Below are 15,544 nucleotides of genomic sequence, written 5' to 3' on the forward strand. Positions count from 1 at the left end.
AAATCGATGAAATACATGTTTAATACTTTACAAAAGGAAAATTTCCTACTTAATTACCATTCGTCGATGTTTTGTCTTAATGATTTTTCAGCGACTAGTTAACCGTTGGCTGTAATTATCTTTAGTTTAATGGAAAATAAATTTTTAGATTATTTTTAGTCCAATTAGATCCAAAAATGTCAGTCTGAGCTTGTCGAAGTGCTTAAAGAAAAAGTCTTCGACACGCTCAGTGTGACAAATAGTAAATAATCGCCGTTAATTTATAATTACACTGAACGGTTGTTATTAACTTAAAAGGAAATAAAAACCACTCAAAAGAGTGGTTAGAATTATTTAAGATTTAAATCATGGTGACAGTCGCTCAATTTTCCAATTGAAATCATCGTGCAATTGATACCGAATTCTATCGTGTAAACGATTTGGTCTTCCTTGCCAAAATTCAACGGCAACGGGTCTTACTAAAAAACCACCCCAATTTTCTGGACGAGGAATGGGTTTCCCTTCATATTGTGCCTCGAGTTTTTTTAGCTTTTCATCCAAATAATCTCGAGATGGAATAACATCGCTTTGCGCAGACACAATCGCACCTAGTTTACTCCCATCTGGTCTTGAATCAAAATAATTATCTGAAACAGATGCTGTAGTTTTCTCTGCAATACCCTTAATAATTACTTGGCGTTCCATACTGTGCCAAAAGAATGAAAGACAAATATTCGGATTATTTAGTATGGCCCGTCCTTTTTCTGAATCGTAATTGGTATAAAATATAAAACCTTCTTCGTTGTACTTTTTGAGCAGTACTACTCTAGATTTTGGAAAACCATCTAAACCAATTGTTGCTAAGGTCACGGCATTCACCTCGTCTACTCCACCCGATTCTTTCGTTTCGTGAAACCATGTATTAAATAAATTAATTGGATCTTCTGGAATAGTTGCTTCTAAAAGTTGACTTTTCTCGTAGGATTTTCTGTAATCGCTTAAATCTTTCATTATTTGAATTTTATATCTACAAAATTAAAACATCATCTTAATCGAATTCAAAAACTTTACCATCATCAGCCAATAAAACATTTTGGAAAACAGGTAGTGCTTCTTCCTGAAACAAATTAATATTAGTATATCTCGTACTGTAATGTCCCAAAATTAAATGTTTTACATTGGCTTTAACCGCAATAGTTGCCGCCTGTTTCGCAGTAGAATGCATCGTTTTTTCTGCTTTCTCTGCTTCCGATTCTAGAAAAGTAGTTTCATGATACAACACATCGCAGTTTTCAATTAGAGGAACAATCGATTCGTCATATAGTGTATCGCTGCAAAAAGCATAGCTCTTTGGATGAATTGGATCATACGTTAATTCATCGTTTGGAATAACCGAACCATCATCAAGTGTAATATCATTTCCATTTTTAATTTTTTGAAAATAGCAGGTATCAATTTTGTATTCTTGAACTGCATCAACATTTAATTTTCGATCTCCAACTTTTTCTTGAAACAAATAGCCATTCGTATAAATTCGGTGTTTTAACGGAATTGTTTTCACTACTACTTTATCATCTTCAAAAACAATCTCGCTTTCTTTAGAAACCAATTCATGAAAAAAAAGACTATAGCCGGTATACGAATTGGAATACCTCAACTGAAGCAATATAATTTCTTTGATACCTTTTGGACCATAAACGTGTAAATCTGTTTGACGGTTGAGCAACATAAATGTTGAAATCAAACCTACTAATCCGTAGAAATGATCCCCATGCAAATGCGAAATAAATATATGATTGATTTTAGAAAACTTGATTTTGTTTTTACGCAACTGCACTTGTGTTCCTTCGCCGCAATCAATCAAGAACATGCGGTTCCTGATTTGTAGTAACTGCGAAGTAGGATTAGTAATAGTGCGCGGAGTTGCGGCATAACAGCCAAGAATGGTTAATTTCATTATAAAAGTAGCAGGTTTTTAAAACTAGAATCCTAAATCACGTTCAATTTCATCCAGTTCGATAATATCATGAGCTTCCAAAAGTGTTGGAACAACGGTAAGTTTAGTTGGTGCATCATTAAAATCGATATCATTCACAACAAGAACTAGCGATTTCTTTTCCTTCTTATGCATTTTTGCCATCTCTAGGAACAACTTAATATCAGCCATTGTTATTGATTTATCAAACGAAAGATCAATTATTAAGTTTTGAGATTTATAACTATTGTATTCATGATATAGCTTTTGATAAAACTCAGCAGTATTAGATTGTGTGTTTCTAATAGTAGTAGTGTGGCCTTTTTGTTCAACTTTCATAATGGTAACTAAAAATATATTATGATGCTAATTTACTAAGATTTTGTCACTAAACCTTGATTTGAGATTAGATAATAATTTGAAAGATGCATTTCATAGAAAATATAGGTTTTTCACCGATGAAATACCTCTTTTTTTAACATATCATAGACGAACGACACAATAAAAACGCTTAAAAGCCCCGAATTCATTGATTTTGTCGATTAAACGACTTTTGAGGTTAGTTACCGAAAATATTTTCGTCAAACATAGTCTTGCAGTAGTTTTGACAAAGAAATAAGAAACAAATCAAAATTATGACAACAGCCACTACTACTTCAACTCAAAAAAATATAACTAAGGTTAAATTATTTGTTTTATTCGTATTAGTACTGGTATCATCTACAGGATTTGCTCAAGCGAGCATAACTAATGAAGTTTTAGCTGCAACTACTGAAACTGAAGTTTCTATTTCTAAAGATGCTACTATTGTAATCTCAACTGAATACAGTGTAGCTGCTTCAATGGATTTCGCAGTATGGTTTATGGGTTCTAAAAAAACTTCAAACAAATCAACGGGTTCTTTCAGCAAAAAACAATTAATTAATTCTGGTATTAATACAAACAGTGTTTTAATTAGATCTTTCTTGAAAAAAATAAGTACTCAAGAAAATGGTGTAGCATAATAATGTTTCTATATAAATTTGGTTAGTTTAGGAAACAAAAAGTCCCGATTTTTATCGGGACTTTTTAATTTTAATAAAATCTACTTATAAATTTATATTTTAGCCTTCAATGCTTTGTATTTATCGGTCATTTCAAGTGCATTATATATACTTAACAATGTTTTCTTTACCGCTTCATCGTCTGGTCGTAATTGTATGGCTTTTTCAAGATAAGGTAATAATGACTTAAAGTTTTTATCTCTAGATGCTTTCAAGACTTCATACCGTTTATTATCTTTTTCGGAATTTCCTAATTTACCCATTTCATCAGCGAACTTTCCATCAATGCGCAATCTCAATTCAGACAAATTTATAAGGGCATCAAAATAAGTCGGATCGACTTCTAAAGCTTTTATATAATATTTCTCAGCATCTTCCAATTTATTAGCATTGGCACTAGTAACACCTAAATTGAAGAGCAAAACAACATTTTTGGGATCTTTTGTTAATACTTCACTTATCAATCTGTTGTAAGTATCATAATCTTTTAGCTTTAAATAGATATCTGCTTCAGTCAAAATTAAAGAATCATCCTCTGGATTTGCTTTTTTAGCTTCAGTAATCGCAGTTTTAGCTTCTTCAGTTCTATTCTTATCCACTAAGATGAAAGCGATATACTTGTAAATTTCTCCTCTTTTAGAAGCAATTTTCTCATTTCTAGGTTTTTCATGTGTTCCTGCTTTTATGAATAAGTCTCTCTCATCTTTAGAATTAAAGGTTTCTTCTTTTCCCGATGCTTTGTTAGATGCCAAATAAGAAGTTCCTTCGCCAGAATAATTTGCCTCTTTTAACTCCGTATAATATTGTAATGCTTTATCATAGTCGGCTGCATTAAATGCGTAACTGGCTGCATAAAACAATTTGTCCTGATCTGTTTTATCCAATTGATACACCGAATATAAAACTTCAGCAGCTTCTTTATACTTTTTTTGATCGCCATATCCGATAGCAACACTTACAATTCCAGCTTTAATGGAACCTAATTTTTTATTAATATCATCAGTATAAAGTTTTTTACCTGTTTTTTTCTCATACGCTAAAGTCTCGTTTAAAGCCGTAGTTAAATCGGTAACCGTTTTAAGAGAATAGTTGCTTGCTATTTGAGCTTGAGTTATTGTTGGCCCATAAGAAGTAGCCTGAACAACCGGTAACATTCCTTTGAAGAAATTATAGTAAACCTTATCAACTTCTTCAGAGGCCAATGGTGCTAACTTTTCTAAATTAGCTTTGTAGTCTGCAACGTCGCTTACTGTTGGAGCGTCTTTTTCATAAATCTTTTTCAGCTTTTTTAACTCGTCCTTTTGTGCAAAAGACGAAACAGAAACTAGTACTGCAGAAGCAAGTAAAATGTGTCTTATTTTCATGATTATAGTATTTAAAGTTTATAAATAAAATCACCAATTAAAGTATTCTAATTGGTGATTTGTTTTGTGTTTATTCTTCGTCGTCCGAATCATCTTCAGCGTCATCCTCTTCTACGATATCGTCATCATCTTCGTCATCGTCCTCTACCGAGCCATCATCTTCAAGAACTTCTAAAACAGGTTTTACTCTTTCAATAGCTTCTGTTTCAATTACGTTTCCGTCTTCATCTAGTTCCGGTTCAATAACATCATCTTTCATCACTTTGGTTACGGCTGCAATAGAGTCATTTCCTTTTATATTAATTAGTTTCACTCCTTGGGTTGCTCTACCCATTACTCGTAAATCTTCAACTGCCATTCTGATGGTCAATCCTGATTTGTTGATAATCATTAAATCATCAGCATCAGTAACCGAATTAATAGAAATCAGTTTACCTGTTTTCTCCGTAATGTTCAATGTTTTTACCCCTTTTCCACCACGGTTTGTAATTCTGTATTCGTCAAGTGAAGAACGTTTACCGTAACCATTTTCGGCTACGACAAGGATTTCACTTTCCATATCATTTACAGTAACCATGCCAATTACTTCATCGCTTTCATCTTTTAAGGTAATTCCACGCACTCCAGAAGCGGTTCTTCCCATCGGACGTGTTTTAGTTTCTTCAAAACGAACTAATTTACCTGACTTAACCGCTAAGATAATTTGGCTTTCACCATTTGTTAACTGAGCTCCTAGTAATTCATCCCCTTCTTTGATAGTAATAGCGGCAACTCCGTTAACTCTTGGTTTCGAATATTTATCTAAAGATGTTTTCTTAACCTGACCTTTTTTGGTAACCATTATAAGATTATGGCTCGTTGTATAGTCTTTATCTTTTAGGTCTTGTGTACATATAAATGCTTTTACTTTATCATCAGATTCTATGTTGATAAGATTTTGTAATGCTCTTCCTTTTGCCGTTTTACTTCCTTCTGGAATTTCATACACACGCATCCAGAAACATTTTCCTTTTTGCGTAAAGAACATCATGTATTGATGATTGGTTGCAACGTACATATGCTCTAAGAAATCTTGATCTCGTGTTCCAGCACTTTTCTGTCCAACGCCGCCTCTATTCTGCGTTTTGTATTCGGTAAGGTTAGTACGTTTGATGTAACCTGCATGTGAAATTGTAATTACTACATTTTCGTCGGCAATTAAATCTTCAATACTTACATCGCCACCAGAATATTCAATTAGGGAACGACGCGCGTCACCGTATTTATCTCTGATTTCGATTAATTCTTCTTTGATTAAAGCCATTCTCAAGTCTTTGCTTGCTAATAAATCTTTTAATCCTTGAATCAACTTCATTATTTCGTCGTATTCAGCGCGTAGTTTATCTTGTTCTAGTCCAGTTAACTGACGTAAACGCATTTCAACAATGGCCCTAGCTTGAATATCCGATAATTTGAATCTTTCAATTAATTTTGCACGTGCTTCTTCTCCATCCTTTGAAGAACGAATTAAGGCAATTACCTCATCAATATTGTCCGAAGCAATAATTAAACCTTCTAAAATGTGCGCTCTTTCCTCTGCTTTACGTAGTTCGAATTGGGTTCTTCTAACTACTACGTCATGACGGTGTTCCACAAAATAGTGAATCAAATCTTTAACGTTCAACATTTGTGGTCTTCCTTTTACCAATGCAATATTATTTACACTAAAAGAAGATTGTAACTGAGTGAACTTATATAAGGTATTCAAAACTACGTTTGGAACAGCATCACGTTTTAATTCGTAAACAATCCGCATTCCAGTTCTATCGGACTCATCGCGAATATTTGAAATACCTTCGATTTTTTTATCGTTAATCAAATCGGCAGTTTTTTTAATCATTTCTGCCTTATTCACCTGGTATGGAATTTCGGTTACAATGATGGCTTCTTTTCCGTTTGATTCTTCGAATGATACTTTGGCACGAATAACAATTCGTCCTCTACCCGTTTTGAATGCTTCACGAACACCATCCATACCATATATAGTTCCACCTGTTGGAAAATCTGGAGCTTTTATGTACGTGATTAATTCGTCAATTTCTATATCGTTATTTTCAATGTACGCTAAAGTACCGTCAATAACTTCTACTATATTATGTGGCGCCATGTTGGTAGCCATTCCTACTGCAATTCCAGATGCTCCATTAATTAATAATGTTGGAACTCGTGTCGGCATTACGGTGGGCTCGTACAAAGTATCATCAAAGTTTAATTGAAAATCAACCGTTTCTTTGTCAATATCTGCCATAATGTCTTCCGACATCTTTTTCATTCTCGCCTCAGTATAACGCATCGCCGCAGGACTATCTCCATCTACAGAACCAAAGTTACCTTGACCATCAACTAATAAATAACGTAAACTCCATTCCTGAGCCATACGAACCATGGCATCATAAACAGACGTATCTCCGTGTGGGTGATACTTTCCTAAAACTTCTCCAACAATTCTTGCGGATTTTTTGTGAGCTTTATTTGAAAAAACTCCTAAATCATACATTCCGTATAACACTCTTCGGTGCACTGGTTTCAAACCATCACGCACGTCAGGCAATGCTCTAGAAACAATAACAGACATCGAATAATCGATGTAAGCTGATTTCATTTCATCTTCTATGTTAATAGGAATTAACCTTTCTCCGTCAGACATATTATTATAAATTATTTAATAAAAATTACTTTAATTTCAAAACGTGCTAATATAGAATATTTAAAAATTTTTACACCTTTTTTTGCTCGTAAATTTCAATGATTTATTAACAAAATAGGTGCGGTTTTTGGTTAATAAAATACTTGTACAACTGCTTTTTTTATTGGCATTTTTTTTGTCTATTAGCTGACAGTACTTTTAGAGGGAATGATTTTTGTTAGAATGATTTCGAATAACTAAATTTACATTACCAATTATATATTTATGGATGATAATTTTTCACCTAGAGTTAAAGACGTAATCACATACAGCAAAGAAGAAGCTCTGCGATTAGGACACGACTTTATTGGGACGGAGCATTTGATGCTCGGAATATTAAGAGATGGAAATGGTAAAGCTATTACTATCCTCAATAATCTTTCGATTGATTTAGAACATTTACGTAAAAAGGTTGAAATATTAAGCCCAGCTAACCCGAATGTCGAGATCAGTAACGAAAAGAAAAACCTACACTTGACTCGTCAAGCGGAACGTGCGCTGAAAACAACTTTTTTGGAAGCTAAAGTGTTTCAAAGTACGTCGATAAGTACGGCACATTTATTATTGTGTATTTTAAGAAATGAGAATGATCCAACAACCAAACTATTGCATCGTCTGAAAATTGACTATAATGTAGTTAAAGAACAGTATTTAAATATGACACCAAGCGAAGAAGATTTTAACGATAATTTGCCAACAAACGAATCTTATAATGATGACTCAGGACAAGATGACAGTTTGAAAGAAGGGAGCTTTAATAATCCAACTAACAAAACTAATAAAAAATCAAAAACTCCAGTGTTAGATAATTTTGGACGTGACCTAACGGAAATGGCTGAAGAAGGAAAACTGGATCCAGTCGTTGGTCGTGAAAAAGAAATTGAAAGAGTTTCACAGATTTTAAGCCGTAGAAAGAAAAATAATCCATTGCTAATTGGAGAACCTGGCGTTGGTAAATCGGCCATTGCTGAAGGTTTGGCTTTGCGCATTATTCAAAAGAAAGTATCTCGAATTTTGTTCAATAAAAGGGTCGTGACTTTAGACTTAGCGTCTTTAGTTGCCGGAACAAAATACCGTGGACAATTCGAAGAAAGAATGAAAGCCGTGATGAACGAATTAGAGAAAAATGATGACATCATTCTTTTCATTGACGAAATTCACACTATTGTTGGCGCAGGTGGAGCAACAGGTTCACTTGATGCTTCCAATATGTTCAAACCAGCTTTGGCAAGAGGCGAAATTCAATGTATTGGTGCGACGACTTTAGACGAATACAGACAATATATCGAGAAAGATGGTGCATTAGAAAGACGTTTTCAGAAAGTAATTGTTGAACCAACATCTGTTGAAGAAACTATTACCATCTTAAACAACATCAAAAACAAATACGAAGACCACCACAGCGTAATTTACACAGATGAAGCTATCGAAGCTTGTGTTAAATTGACTAACAGATATATGTCAGAGCGTTTCCTTCCAGACAAGGCTATTGATGCTTTAGATGAAGCAGGTTCACGAGTTCACATTACTAATATTGATGTTCCAAAACAAATTCTTGAGTTAGAACGTCAGTTGGAAGAAGTCCGTCAAAACAAAAACTCTGTCGTTAAGAAGCAGAAATATGAAGAAGCAGCAAAACTTCGTGATGATGAAAAGCGTTTGGAAAAAGACCTTGCAATTGCTCAAGAACAATGGGATGAAGACTCAAAAAACAATCGTATTAAAGTTACCGAAGATAATGTTGCCGATGTCGTTTCGATGATGACTGGAATTCCAGTGAATCGTATCGCACAAACAGAAAGCAACAAATTAGCAAAACTTCCGGAATTAATTAGAGGAAAAGTTATCGGACAAGACGAAGCAGTTTTAAAAATTTCGCGTTCTATTCAGCGTAATCGTGCCGGATTAAAAGATCCGAATCGTCCAATTGGTTCGTTCATTTTCTTGGGACAAACTGGAGTTGGTAAAACGCAATTAGCGAAAGTTTTGGCCAAAGAATTATTCGACTCAGAAGATGCTTTAATCAGAATCGACATGAGTGAATACATGGAAAAATTCGCGATTTCAAGATTGATTGGTGCGCCTCCAGGATATGTTGGTTACGAAGAAGGTGGACAATTGACTGAGAAAGTTAGAAGAAAACCCTATTGTGTAGTCCTTTTAGATGAAATTGAAAAAGCGCATCCTGACGTTTTCAATATGATGCTTCAAGTCTTGGACGATGGCTATTTGACCGATAGTTTAGGTCGTAAAATCGATTTTAAAAATACGATTATCATTATGACTTCTAATGTTGGTGCACGTCAATTGAAAGATTTCGGACAAGGTGTTGGTTTTGGAACGGCAGCTAAAATTGCTCAAGCGGATGACAACTCGAAAAGTGTTATAGAAAATGCATTAAAGAAAACCTTTGCACCTGAATTCCTAAACCGAATTGACGATGTAATTGTATTCAATCCGTTAGAAAAACACGATATTGATTTAATTATCGAAATCGAATTGAAAAAGCTTTTCGGTAGAGTTTCTGAATTAGGATACACACTGAATCTTTCTGATAAAGCGAAAGCATTTATTGCTGATAAAGGTTTTGACAAACAATTTGGTGCGCGTCCCTTAAAAAGAGCCATTCAAAAATATGTTGAAGATGCTTTAGCGGAAGAAATTATCACTTCTAAAATAGCTTCTGGAGATGAAATTTTTATGGATTTAGATGAAGCGGCACAAGAGTTGACCGTTTCTATAAAAAAAGCAAAAAAGCCAACGAGTTAAGAATTAAATAAGTAATTTTAAACCACGAATTCACGAATTATTTCACACAAATAGTCGCAGATTCGTGGTTTTTTAATTTAAAATAAATGCCACAACAAAAATTTATATTAGGCTCAGAAGAATGGTGTTCGTTCCCAGAACTTGGAATTCCGGCCATTAAAGCTAGAGTAGATTCGGGAGCAAAAACTTCTGCTTTACATGCTATCAACATCGCACCCTTTATCAAAGATGAAGAACATTGGGTAAAATTTGACATCAACCCTATCCAAAACAATCTAAAAACCGTAATTCATTGCGAAGCCAAACTGATTGACAAACGCGTCGTAAAAAGTTCGAGTGGATTCAGAGAACAACGATTCGTAATCCAAACCAACTTATGTATTGCCAATGCTACTTGGCCGATAGAAATGACCTTGACCAATCGAGATTCAATGGGTTTCCGAATGCTTTTAGGTCGTGAAGCCATGAGCGGAAGAATTCTGGTAGATCCCGAACAAAAATATCTTTTAGAACAACCCAGCATTGATCAATTAAAAGAGTTTTATCTGAATGCAATCAATGTAAAATCGGGACTTCGAATTGGTTTATTAGCAAGTAATCCCGAGTTATATAGCAACAAAAGAATTATGGAAGCTGGCGAAATGCGCGGTCACGAAATGCACTTCTTGAACATTAAGGAATGTTATATGAAACTGGACGCCGACAAACCTGAAATTCATTACCGCGGCGGAAAAGTATTGGATAATTTTGATGCTGTAATTCCACGTATACGTCCCAGTATTACCTTTTATGGTTGTGCTTTGACACGACAATTTGAAGCAATGAAAGTCTATTGTTTGAATTCGGCTTCAGCCATAACTCAATCACGAGATAAACTATTTTCATTACAATTACTTTTGCGAAATGGCGTGGATATTCCAACAACCGGATTTGCCAATTCGCCTTTAGATACTGACGATTTGATTAAAATGGTTGGCGGTTCACCACTAATCGTAAAATTATTGGAAGGAACGCAAGGAAAAGGTGTCGTTTTGGCCGAAACCAAAAAAGCTGCTGAATCGGTTATCAATGCTTTTAAAAGTTTGAATGCTAATATTTTGGTTCAAGAATTTATTAAGGAAGCCAACGGTAAAGATTTAAGATTATTTGTCGTTGACGGAAAAGTGGTGGCTTCCATTCAGCGAGAAGCTGCTCCGGGAGAATTCAGGGCAAACATCCACATGGGCGGAACGGCATCTGTAGTAAAACCAACACCCGAAGAAAAAAGAATCGCCATCAAAGCCGCAAAAGCAATGGATTTAAGAGTAGCCGGTGTAGATATTATCCGTTCCGCAAAGGGACCATTATTATTGGAAGTAAATTCATCGCCAGGATTAGAAGGGATTGAGGGCGCGACACACAAAGATATTGCTGGCGAAATGATACGAGCTATTGAAAAAAATTTTAAGTCAAAGCTAAAATGAATCCTTATGTCGACATAGTAATCCGAAGCGTATCCGTTTATCTTTTTATGGTAATCGCATTGCGTATTTTTGGCAAAAAACAATTGTCGCAACTCAATACGGCTGATGTAATATTGATTTTATTAATCAGTAACTCGGTTCAGAATGCTATGGTCGGAAATAATACATCGCTTTATGGCGGAATGGTAGCGGCTTTAGCCCTTTTTATTGTTAATTATATTTTCAAAAAAGTGATGTTAAAATCTAAATTTATAAAAGATTTGGTTCAAGATACTCCTGAGATTCTAATTCACAATGGAAAAATAGCATTTGAAACTATTTCAAGATTAGGTATTACGAATGATGAACTTCAAGAAGCAATGCGCGAACATGGCGTAGAATATTATAAAGACGTCAAACTGGCTATGTTTGAAATTGACGGAAGCATTAGCATCATTTCTGGAGATAAAAACCTAAAACAAACACATCACAAACGAAAAATTCATAAAACGCTGGGAAATTTAAACAATTAAATCATGAATATACTGTCACAACTTATCGTTGCATTTATTGCCGTTTTACATCTTTACATTTTGTGGCTCGAAATGTTTGCTTGGACTACACACGGTAGAAAAGTTTTCAAAACGATTCCCGAAGACCAGTTCGAAAAAACAAAACTTATGGCCGCCAATCAAGGATTATACAATGGTTTTCTCGCCACCGGATTGATTTGGTCGCTTTTCATTACGAATTCAGATTGGAGTAAAAACGTAGCTGTCTTTTTTCTTTCGTGCGTTTTAATAGCTGGAATTTATGGCGCTTTAACAGCCTCCAAAAGAATATTTTATGTTCAGTCTGTTCCTGCTATTTTGGGATTGTTGAGTTTTATGTTGAAGATGAATTAATTTGTATTGCTTCCCAACCTTTTTAGTAAATTATTCATCTAAATATTTTAGGAAGTAAATTAAATCCAAAGAAAATGAAAAGAATCATATTGCTCTTACTGATATTGTCTTTATCTGCAAATTGCCAAAAGGAAACGCACAATAATTTCTACAGTGGGTTTGATTTGGCAAAAAACAACAGCCTTGCCAATTTGCACCGAAGCTGGCTCATCAATGTTTTGATAACAGATTCTGAATTCAATAATGAATATTTGCTGATAAAGCCAAAAGCCGGAGAACGATTATATGGAAACAGCTTAACACTGAATCCCAATGGAACGTTTAGAAGTGCTTACAGTGCCGAATGCGGAAATGATTGTTTTACTACTACCTCCGGAAAATATAAAATCATCAGTGAAAATTACATCTGTTTTTACTTAGAAAAGATAGACCAGGAAGGTGATTGCAACGGACACAAAGAGCCTAATAAGGATTTAGGGATTTTTTACATCCATAAAGGCGAAAATGAAATCAGGCTCATTAAAAGCGACGGAGACCAAGAGCAGGATAAACTTAATGTTTCCTATTCTGATAAAATTGATTTCCTAAAAGCAGAAATGGATTCAATGGCTGACCGCTTCAGTGTTCAGATTTGGATGGAGCTCAGTTTTGGATCGAAATCAATGAAAAGTGCAGTTCAAACGGCAATGACGAATTTTAAAATCGATAATTATAAAATCGTTTTTTATAAGCCTTCCTATGACGGAACTGATATTTTAATCAAAGCAGCCGATGGCTTTCATTATCTGATGTTTAATGGGAGAAGTATCGCCTTTTACAATGATGCTCCTATCCGGGCAGGCGAAAATCTTGTAGCAGCAATAAAAGCCCATAAAGATTTAAAAGAAAAAACCGCGAAGGAAAGCTCTTTGGTTGATACTAAAGTGACCAATCCTGCCAACTCGATTACGGTGTATAAACAAGGAAATGAAATCGTAAAAATCAAGTATTTTCAGATTTATGAGAGGAAATTGTATAACGACGAAACTACAACCCTCTATTTGAAAAATGGAGTACCGTTATATGCTGAAATTGAAACAAATTATATTCAGATATCTGATCAATCAGCAACAGCTATCGAACAGAAAAAAGTACATGCCGTCAACCAATTTTACTTTGGACCAAGGAACCAGATAATCAAAAAATCTGCTAACACCATGTATCAGCCGAGCCTGGATTATAGAGAAATCAAATACTTGATGGATTTAAGCCAAAATATTCATTTTTAAATAGAAACATTCCTTGAACAATCTCAAAATTTTAGTGTTTCTAATACTTACTCAGCTTTGTGTTGGGCAGAAAACCTATAAGGTTAGACAAGGCGAGCTTCAATATGTAGCTCCGCAATTTGGTCCAGTAATCAAGAATGGAAATCAATACTACCGCTTTGAGTTCTTCAATTATTCACAAAAAAGAATTGGTTTTCAGCCTAAGCTTACTGAAGTCTCGCCAGATGAATTCGAAAAAATAAAAAGTGATTCTGATGTAATACTCTCTAATGCTATTTTTGGGTTCGACTTAAATGCATTTGGCCAACTGAAATTCACTACCCCGGCGAGAGTTTACGAGTTTTACTCCCCCTATCTCTATCAATATAACAACGAGCTTTTAACGATTAAACTGAAGGACAATAACGGACTAAACCACCACAAGACTTTTCCTTTTTTACTATTGGATTTCGGAAACGGGAAAACCATTCTCTACAGTAATGAAGTTTCAATCATAAACACCAATTCAAACTTAAAATTTCTTTTCAAAGACAATCGAATGACAGCGGCCTATAAAAACTATCAAACCGAAAAGCTCGACAAAACCAAGGGTAATGAACTGTTTATAGATAGTTATAATCCGGCTGCAATAAATGGCGGGCTCTATTTTACCGACACTATAAAAAGAAGGAAGATTGTAATTAAAAATGTATTTGGCAAAAAAGTGATTCAGAAATCATTTGATTCAGTTCAGTATAATGACTTTTTTATGGTGGGCTTGAACGGAAAAGATATAGATATCTATAACTACGCATTTAAGAACCTAAATCTTAACGGAGTAACGGCATTTAAATTTATTGACTATTCCCCTATTTTGGCCGTGATTTATAACAATGAACTTAAAAAATTAAATGTTTTGGGTAATAATTTTAAAAGTGGTGATTTTCCATTAAGAAACAATTTTGAAGGAAGCCTTCCGCGAAGTTCTACATTGTTCAATATCATAAAAGAAAACAACGAATTTTACTTTTACTCAGATTACATCCAGGACTTTTTGAGCAACGCAGAAATGAAATCTTTCGATTATAAATCAAAAGTGTATCACATAGAAAATGTAACTGAAATTGAATATTACGGCGAAAGCGATCGAAAAATGGAAATGGATGACACCAAAAAACCTTTTATAATTTATACCAAATTGAAGAGCGGCAAGTACAACCTAAACACCATTGATTAACTGTATTCAGAAAAACCAAGTCCTGAAATTGAAAAAGAAAACGCGGCCTTGCCCAAAGATTTGGACAACTTGACCAAATTCGTGTTTTACAGAATTCAAAAAAATGGACTATCTACGTATTATCCGCTCGTAAAAAAAATAAAATATAAAACGCTTGGGGATTTTGACTACCACAACACTTTCGCCCGTTTTGAACTTCCTAATGGTCAAAAAGGCTGGCTAAGCATTGATGGAAAAGAATATTTGGATGAGTAAAACTACCATTATGAAAAAAATAATTTATTTCATTTTAATAGTTGAAATTAGCAGCTGTACGTTAAAAGAAAATAACATTAAACGATTTGACATAGCAGCTTTCAAGAAGCATAAGCAATTTACAATGGACGACACTTTAATATCAATGTCTGTGCATGATAAATTTTATTTAGAAGAAAAAAGGGCTCTAAAAGACTCTATGGTAGTAGTTCGTAATACATATCTCAAATATGACCGTACACTATTCGGCTCAATGAAAGTAATTTATAATAAGGCTGCTCCAATATATCTTGACGTTATGAAAAACTATGATTCGAACGGTAATTTGATCAAGCAACACGATTTTGACAAAGGATTTGAGTATAGTATTGTTGATTTAATAAAGAAAGTAAAATCAGATTGTAATATGCAGATTGACACCATGCGTAAAACCTATTACATTAACAGGGATAATAAGAACAAATTGTATCTCGTAAAATATACCATAACCATGAATGATGGTTCATATTACCCTTATGAAATAATTTTTGACGGAACTACTTGAGAATATTTACGAGAAGGAATACCGTTCCTTGCAGACTAAGAAATATCTAATCCTGCAAC

14 protein-coding genes are annotated in these 15,544 nt (G+C 34.4%); 9 read left to right on the top strand and 5 right to left on the bottom strand.

Going from position 1 to position 15,544, the window contains the following annotated elements; translation table 11 throughout:
* Positions 1-345: 345 nt before the first annotated feature.
* The 3 genes from pdxH to PSU83_RS10790 are packed head-to-tail and all read right to left on the bottom strand — an operon-like array spanning position 346 to position 2,293.
* The gene (gene pdxH, locus PSU83_RS10780) at positions 346-990 is read right to left on the bottom strand and encodes a pyridoxamine 5'-phosphate oxidase (RefSeq protein ID WP_300589451.1); all 645 of its coding nucleotides are present in this window, start codon (positions 988-990) and stop codon (positions 346-348) included.
* 37 nt (positions 991-1,027) lie between these two features.
* A complete protein-coding gene (locus tag PSU83_RS10785) occupies positions 1,028-1,936 on the bottom strand; it encodes a ribonuclease Z (RefSeq protein ID WP_300589452.1) in 909 nt (302 codons plus the stop codon).
* A gap of 24 nt (positions 1,937-1,960) precedes the next feature.
* Positions 1,961-2,293: a ribonuclease Z gene (locus PSU83_RS10790; protein ID WP_300589454.1), complete on the bottom strand. Its 333-nt coding sequence runs from the start codon at positions 2,291-2,293 to the stop codon at positions 1,961-1,963.
* Positions 2,294-2,589: 296 nt separating this feature from the next.
* On the opposite strand from PSU83_RS10790, the gene PSU83_RS10795 reads away from it, so the two are divergent.
* On the top strand, positions 2,590-2,958 hold the full coding sequence (locus tag PSU83_RS10795) for a hypothetical protein (protein WP_300589455.1): 369 nt from the start codon (positions 2,590-2,592) through the stop codon (positions 2,956-2,958).
* Positions 2,959-3,050: 92 nt separating this feature from the next.
* Here the strand turns inward: PSU83_RS10795 and PSU83_RS10800 are convergent, their stop codons facing one another.
* Positions 3,051-4,361 (bottom strand): tetratricopeptide repeat protein, encoded by a 1,311-nt coding sequence (locus PSU83_RS10800; RefSeq protein ID WP_300589456.1) that lies wholly within the window; start codon positions 4,359-4,361, stop codon positions 3,051-3,053.
* A gap of 70 nt (positions 4,362-4,431) precedes the next feature.
* On the bottom strand, positions 4,432-7,047 hold the full coding sequence (gene gyrA / locus PSU83_RS10805; RefSeq protein WP_300589457.1) for a DNA gyrase subunit A: 2,616 nt from the start codon (positions 7,045-7,047) through the stop codon (positions 4,432-4,434).
* Positions 7,048-7,311: 264 nt separating this feature from the next.
* Between gyrA and PSU83_RS10810 the strand changes: the two genes are divergently transcribed.
* From PSU83_RS10810 to PSU83_RS10845, 8 genes are all read left to right on the top strand, one after another.
* On the top strand, positions 7,312-9,855 hold the full coding sequence (locus PSU83_RS10810; protein WP_300589458.1) for an ATP-dependent Clp protease ATP-binding subunit: 2,544 nt from the start codon (positions 7,312-7,314) through the stop codon (positions 9,853-9,855).
* Positions 9,856-9,941: 86 nt separating this feature from the next.
* Entirely contained in the window at positions 9,942-11,318 is a 1,377-nt protein-coding gene (gene rimK / locus PSU83_RS10815) for a 30S ribosomal protein S6--L-glutamate ligase (RefSeq protein ID WP_300589459.1), read from the top strand.
* Entirely contained in the window at positions 11,315-11,830 is a 516-nt protein-coding gene (locus PSU83_RS10820) for a YetF domain-containing protein (protein WP_300589461.1), read from the top strand. The genes rimK and PSU83_RS10820 overlap by 4 nt, the downstream gene beginning before the upstream one ends.
* A 3-nt stretch (positions 11,831-11,833) precedes the next feature.
* Complete coding sequence (locus tag PSU83_RS10825) at positions 11,834-12,202, top strand: DUF1304 domain-containing protein (RefSeq protein ID WP_300589463.1); 369 nt, start codon at positions 11,834-11,836, stop codon at positions 12,200-12,202.
* Positions 12,203-12,276: 74 nt separating this feature from the next.
* Positions 12,277-13,470, top strand: coding sequence for a hypothetical protein (locus tag PSU83_RS10830; RefSeq protein WP_300589464.1), 1,194 nt, complete (start codon positions 12,277-12,279; stop codon positions 13,468-13,470).
* A 34-nt stretch (positions 13,471-13,504) separates the two neighbouring features.
* Positions 13,505-14,686, top strand: coding sequence for a hypothetical protein (locus PSU83_RS10835; RefSeq protein WP_300589465.1), 1,182 nt, complete (start codon positions 13,505-13,507; stop codon positions 14,684-14,686).
* Positions 14,687-14,734: 48 nt separating this feature from the next.
* Positions 14,735-14,941, top strand: a complete 207-nt coding sequence (locus PSU83_RS10840) for a hypothetical protein (RefSeq protein ID WP_300589466.1) — start codon at positions 14,735-14,737, stop codon at positions 14,939-14,941.
* Positions 14,934-15,485: a hypothetical protein gene (locus tag PSU83_RS10845; protein ID WP_300589467.1), complete on the top strand. Its 552-nt coding sequence runs from the start codon at positions 14,934-14,936 to the stop codon at positions 15,483-15,485. Before PSU83_RS10840 ends, PSU83_RS10845 begins: the two co-directional genes overlap by 8 nt.
* Positions 15,486-15,544 lie beyond the last annotated feature (59 nt).

The sequence above is a fragment of the Flavobacterium sp. genome (genome assembly GCF_029945805.1).
Classification (GTDB): Bacteria; Bacteroidota; Bacteroidia; order Flavobacteriales; family Flavobacteriaceae; genus Flavobacterium.

Excerpts from the sequence above, each read along its gene's own strand:
- PSU83_RS10820 (WP_300589461.1), top strand. The coding sequence starts at position 11,315 with ATGAATCCTTATGTCGACATAGTAATCCGAAGCGTATCCGTTTATCTT.
- gyrA (WP_300589457.1), bottom strand. The coding sequence starts at position 7,047 with ATGTCTGACGGAGAAAGGTTAATTCCTATTAACATAGAAGATGAAATG.
- PSU83_RS10825 (WP_300589463.1), top strand. The coding sequence starts at position 11,834 with ATGAATATACTGTCACAACTTATCGTTGCATTTATTGCCGTTTTACAT.
- PSU83_RS10800 (WP_300589456.1), bottom strand. The coding sequence starts at position 4,361 with ATGAAAATAAGACACATTTTACTTGCTTCTGCAGTACTAGTTTCTGTT.
- PSU83_RS10845 (WP_300589467.1), top strand. The coding sequence starts at position 14,934 with ATGAGTAAAACTACCATTATGAAAAAAATAATTTATTTCATTTTAATA.
- PSU83_RS10795 (WP_300589455.1), top strand. The coding sequence starts at position 2,590 with ATGACAACAGCCACTACTACTTCAACTCAAAAAAATATAACTAAGGTT.
- PSU83_RS10785 (WP_300589452.1), bottom strand. The coding sequence starts at position 1,936 with ATGAAATTAACCATTCTTGGCTGTTATGCCGCAACTCCGCGCACTATT.
- PSU83_RS10810 (WP_300589458.1), top strand. The coding sequence starts at position 7,312 with ATGGATGATAATTTTTCACCTAGAGTTAAAGACGTAATCACATACAGC.
- PSU83_RS10830 (WP_300589464.1), top strand. The coding sequence starts at position 12,277 with ATGAAAAGAATCATATTGCTCTTACTGATATTGTCTTTATCTGCAAAT.
- rimK (WP_300589459.1), top strand. The coding sequence starts at position 9,942 with ATGCCACAACAAAAATTTATATTAGGCTCAGAAGAATGGTGTTCGTTC.
- pdxH (WP_300589451.1), bottom strand. The coding sequence starts at position 990 with ATGAAAGATTTAAGCGATTACAGAAAATCCTACGAGAAAAGTCAACTT.
- PSU83_RS10790 (WP_300589454.1), bottom strand. The coding sequence starts at position 2,293 with ATGAAAGTTGAACAAAAAGGCCACACTACTACTATTAGAAACACACAA.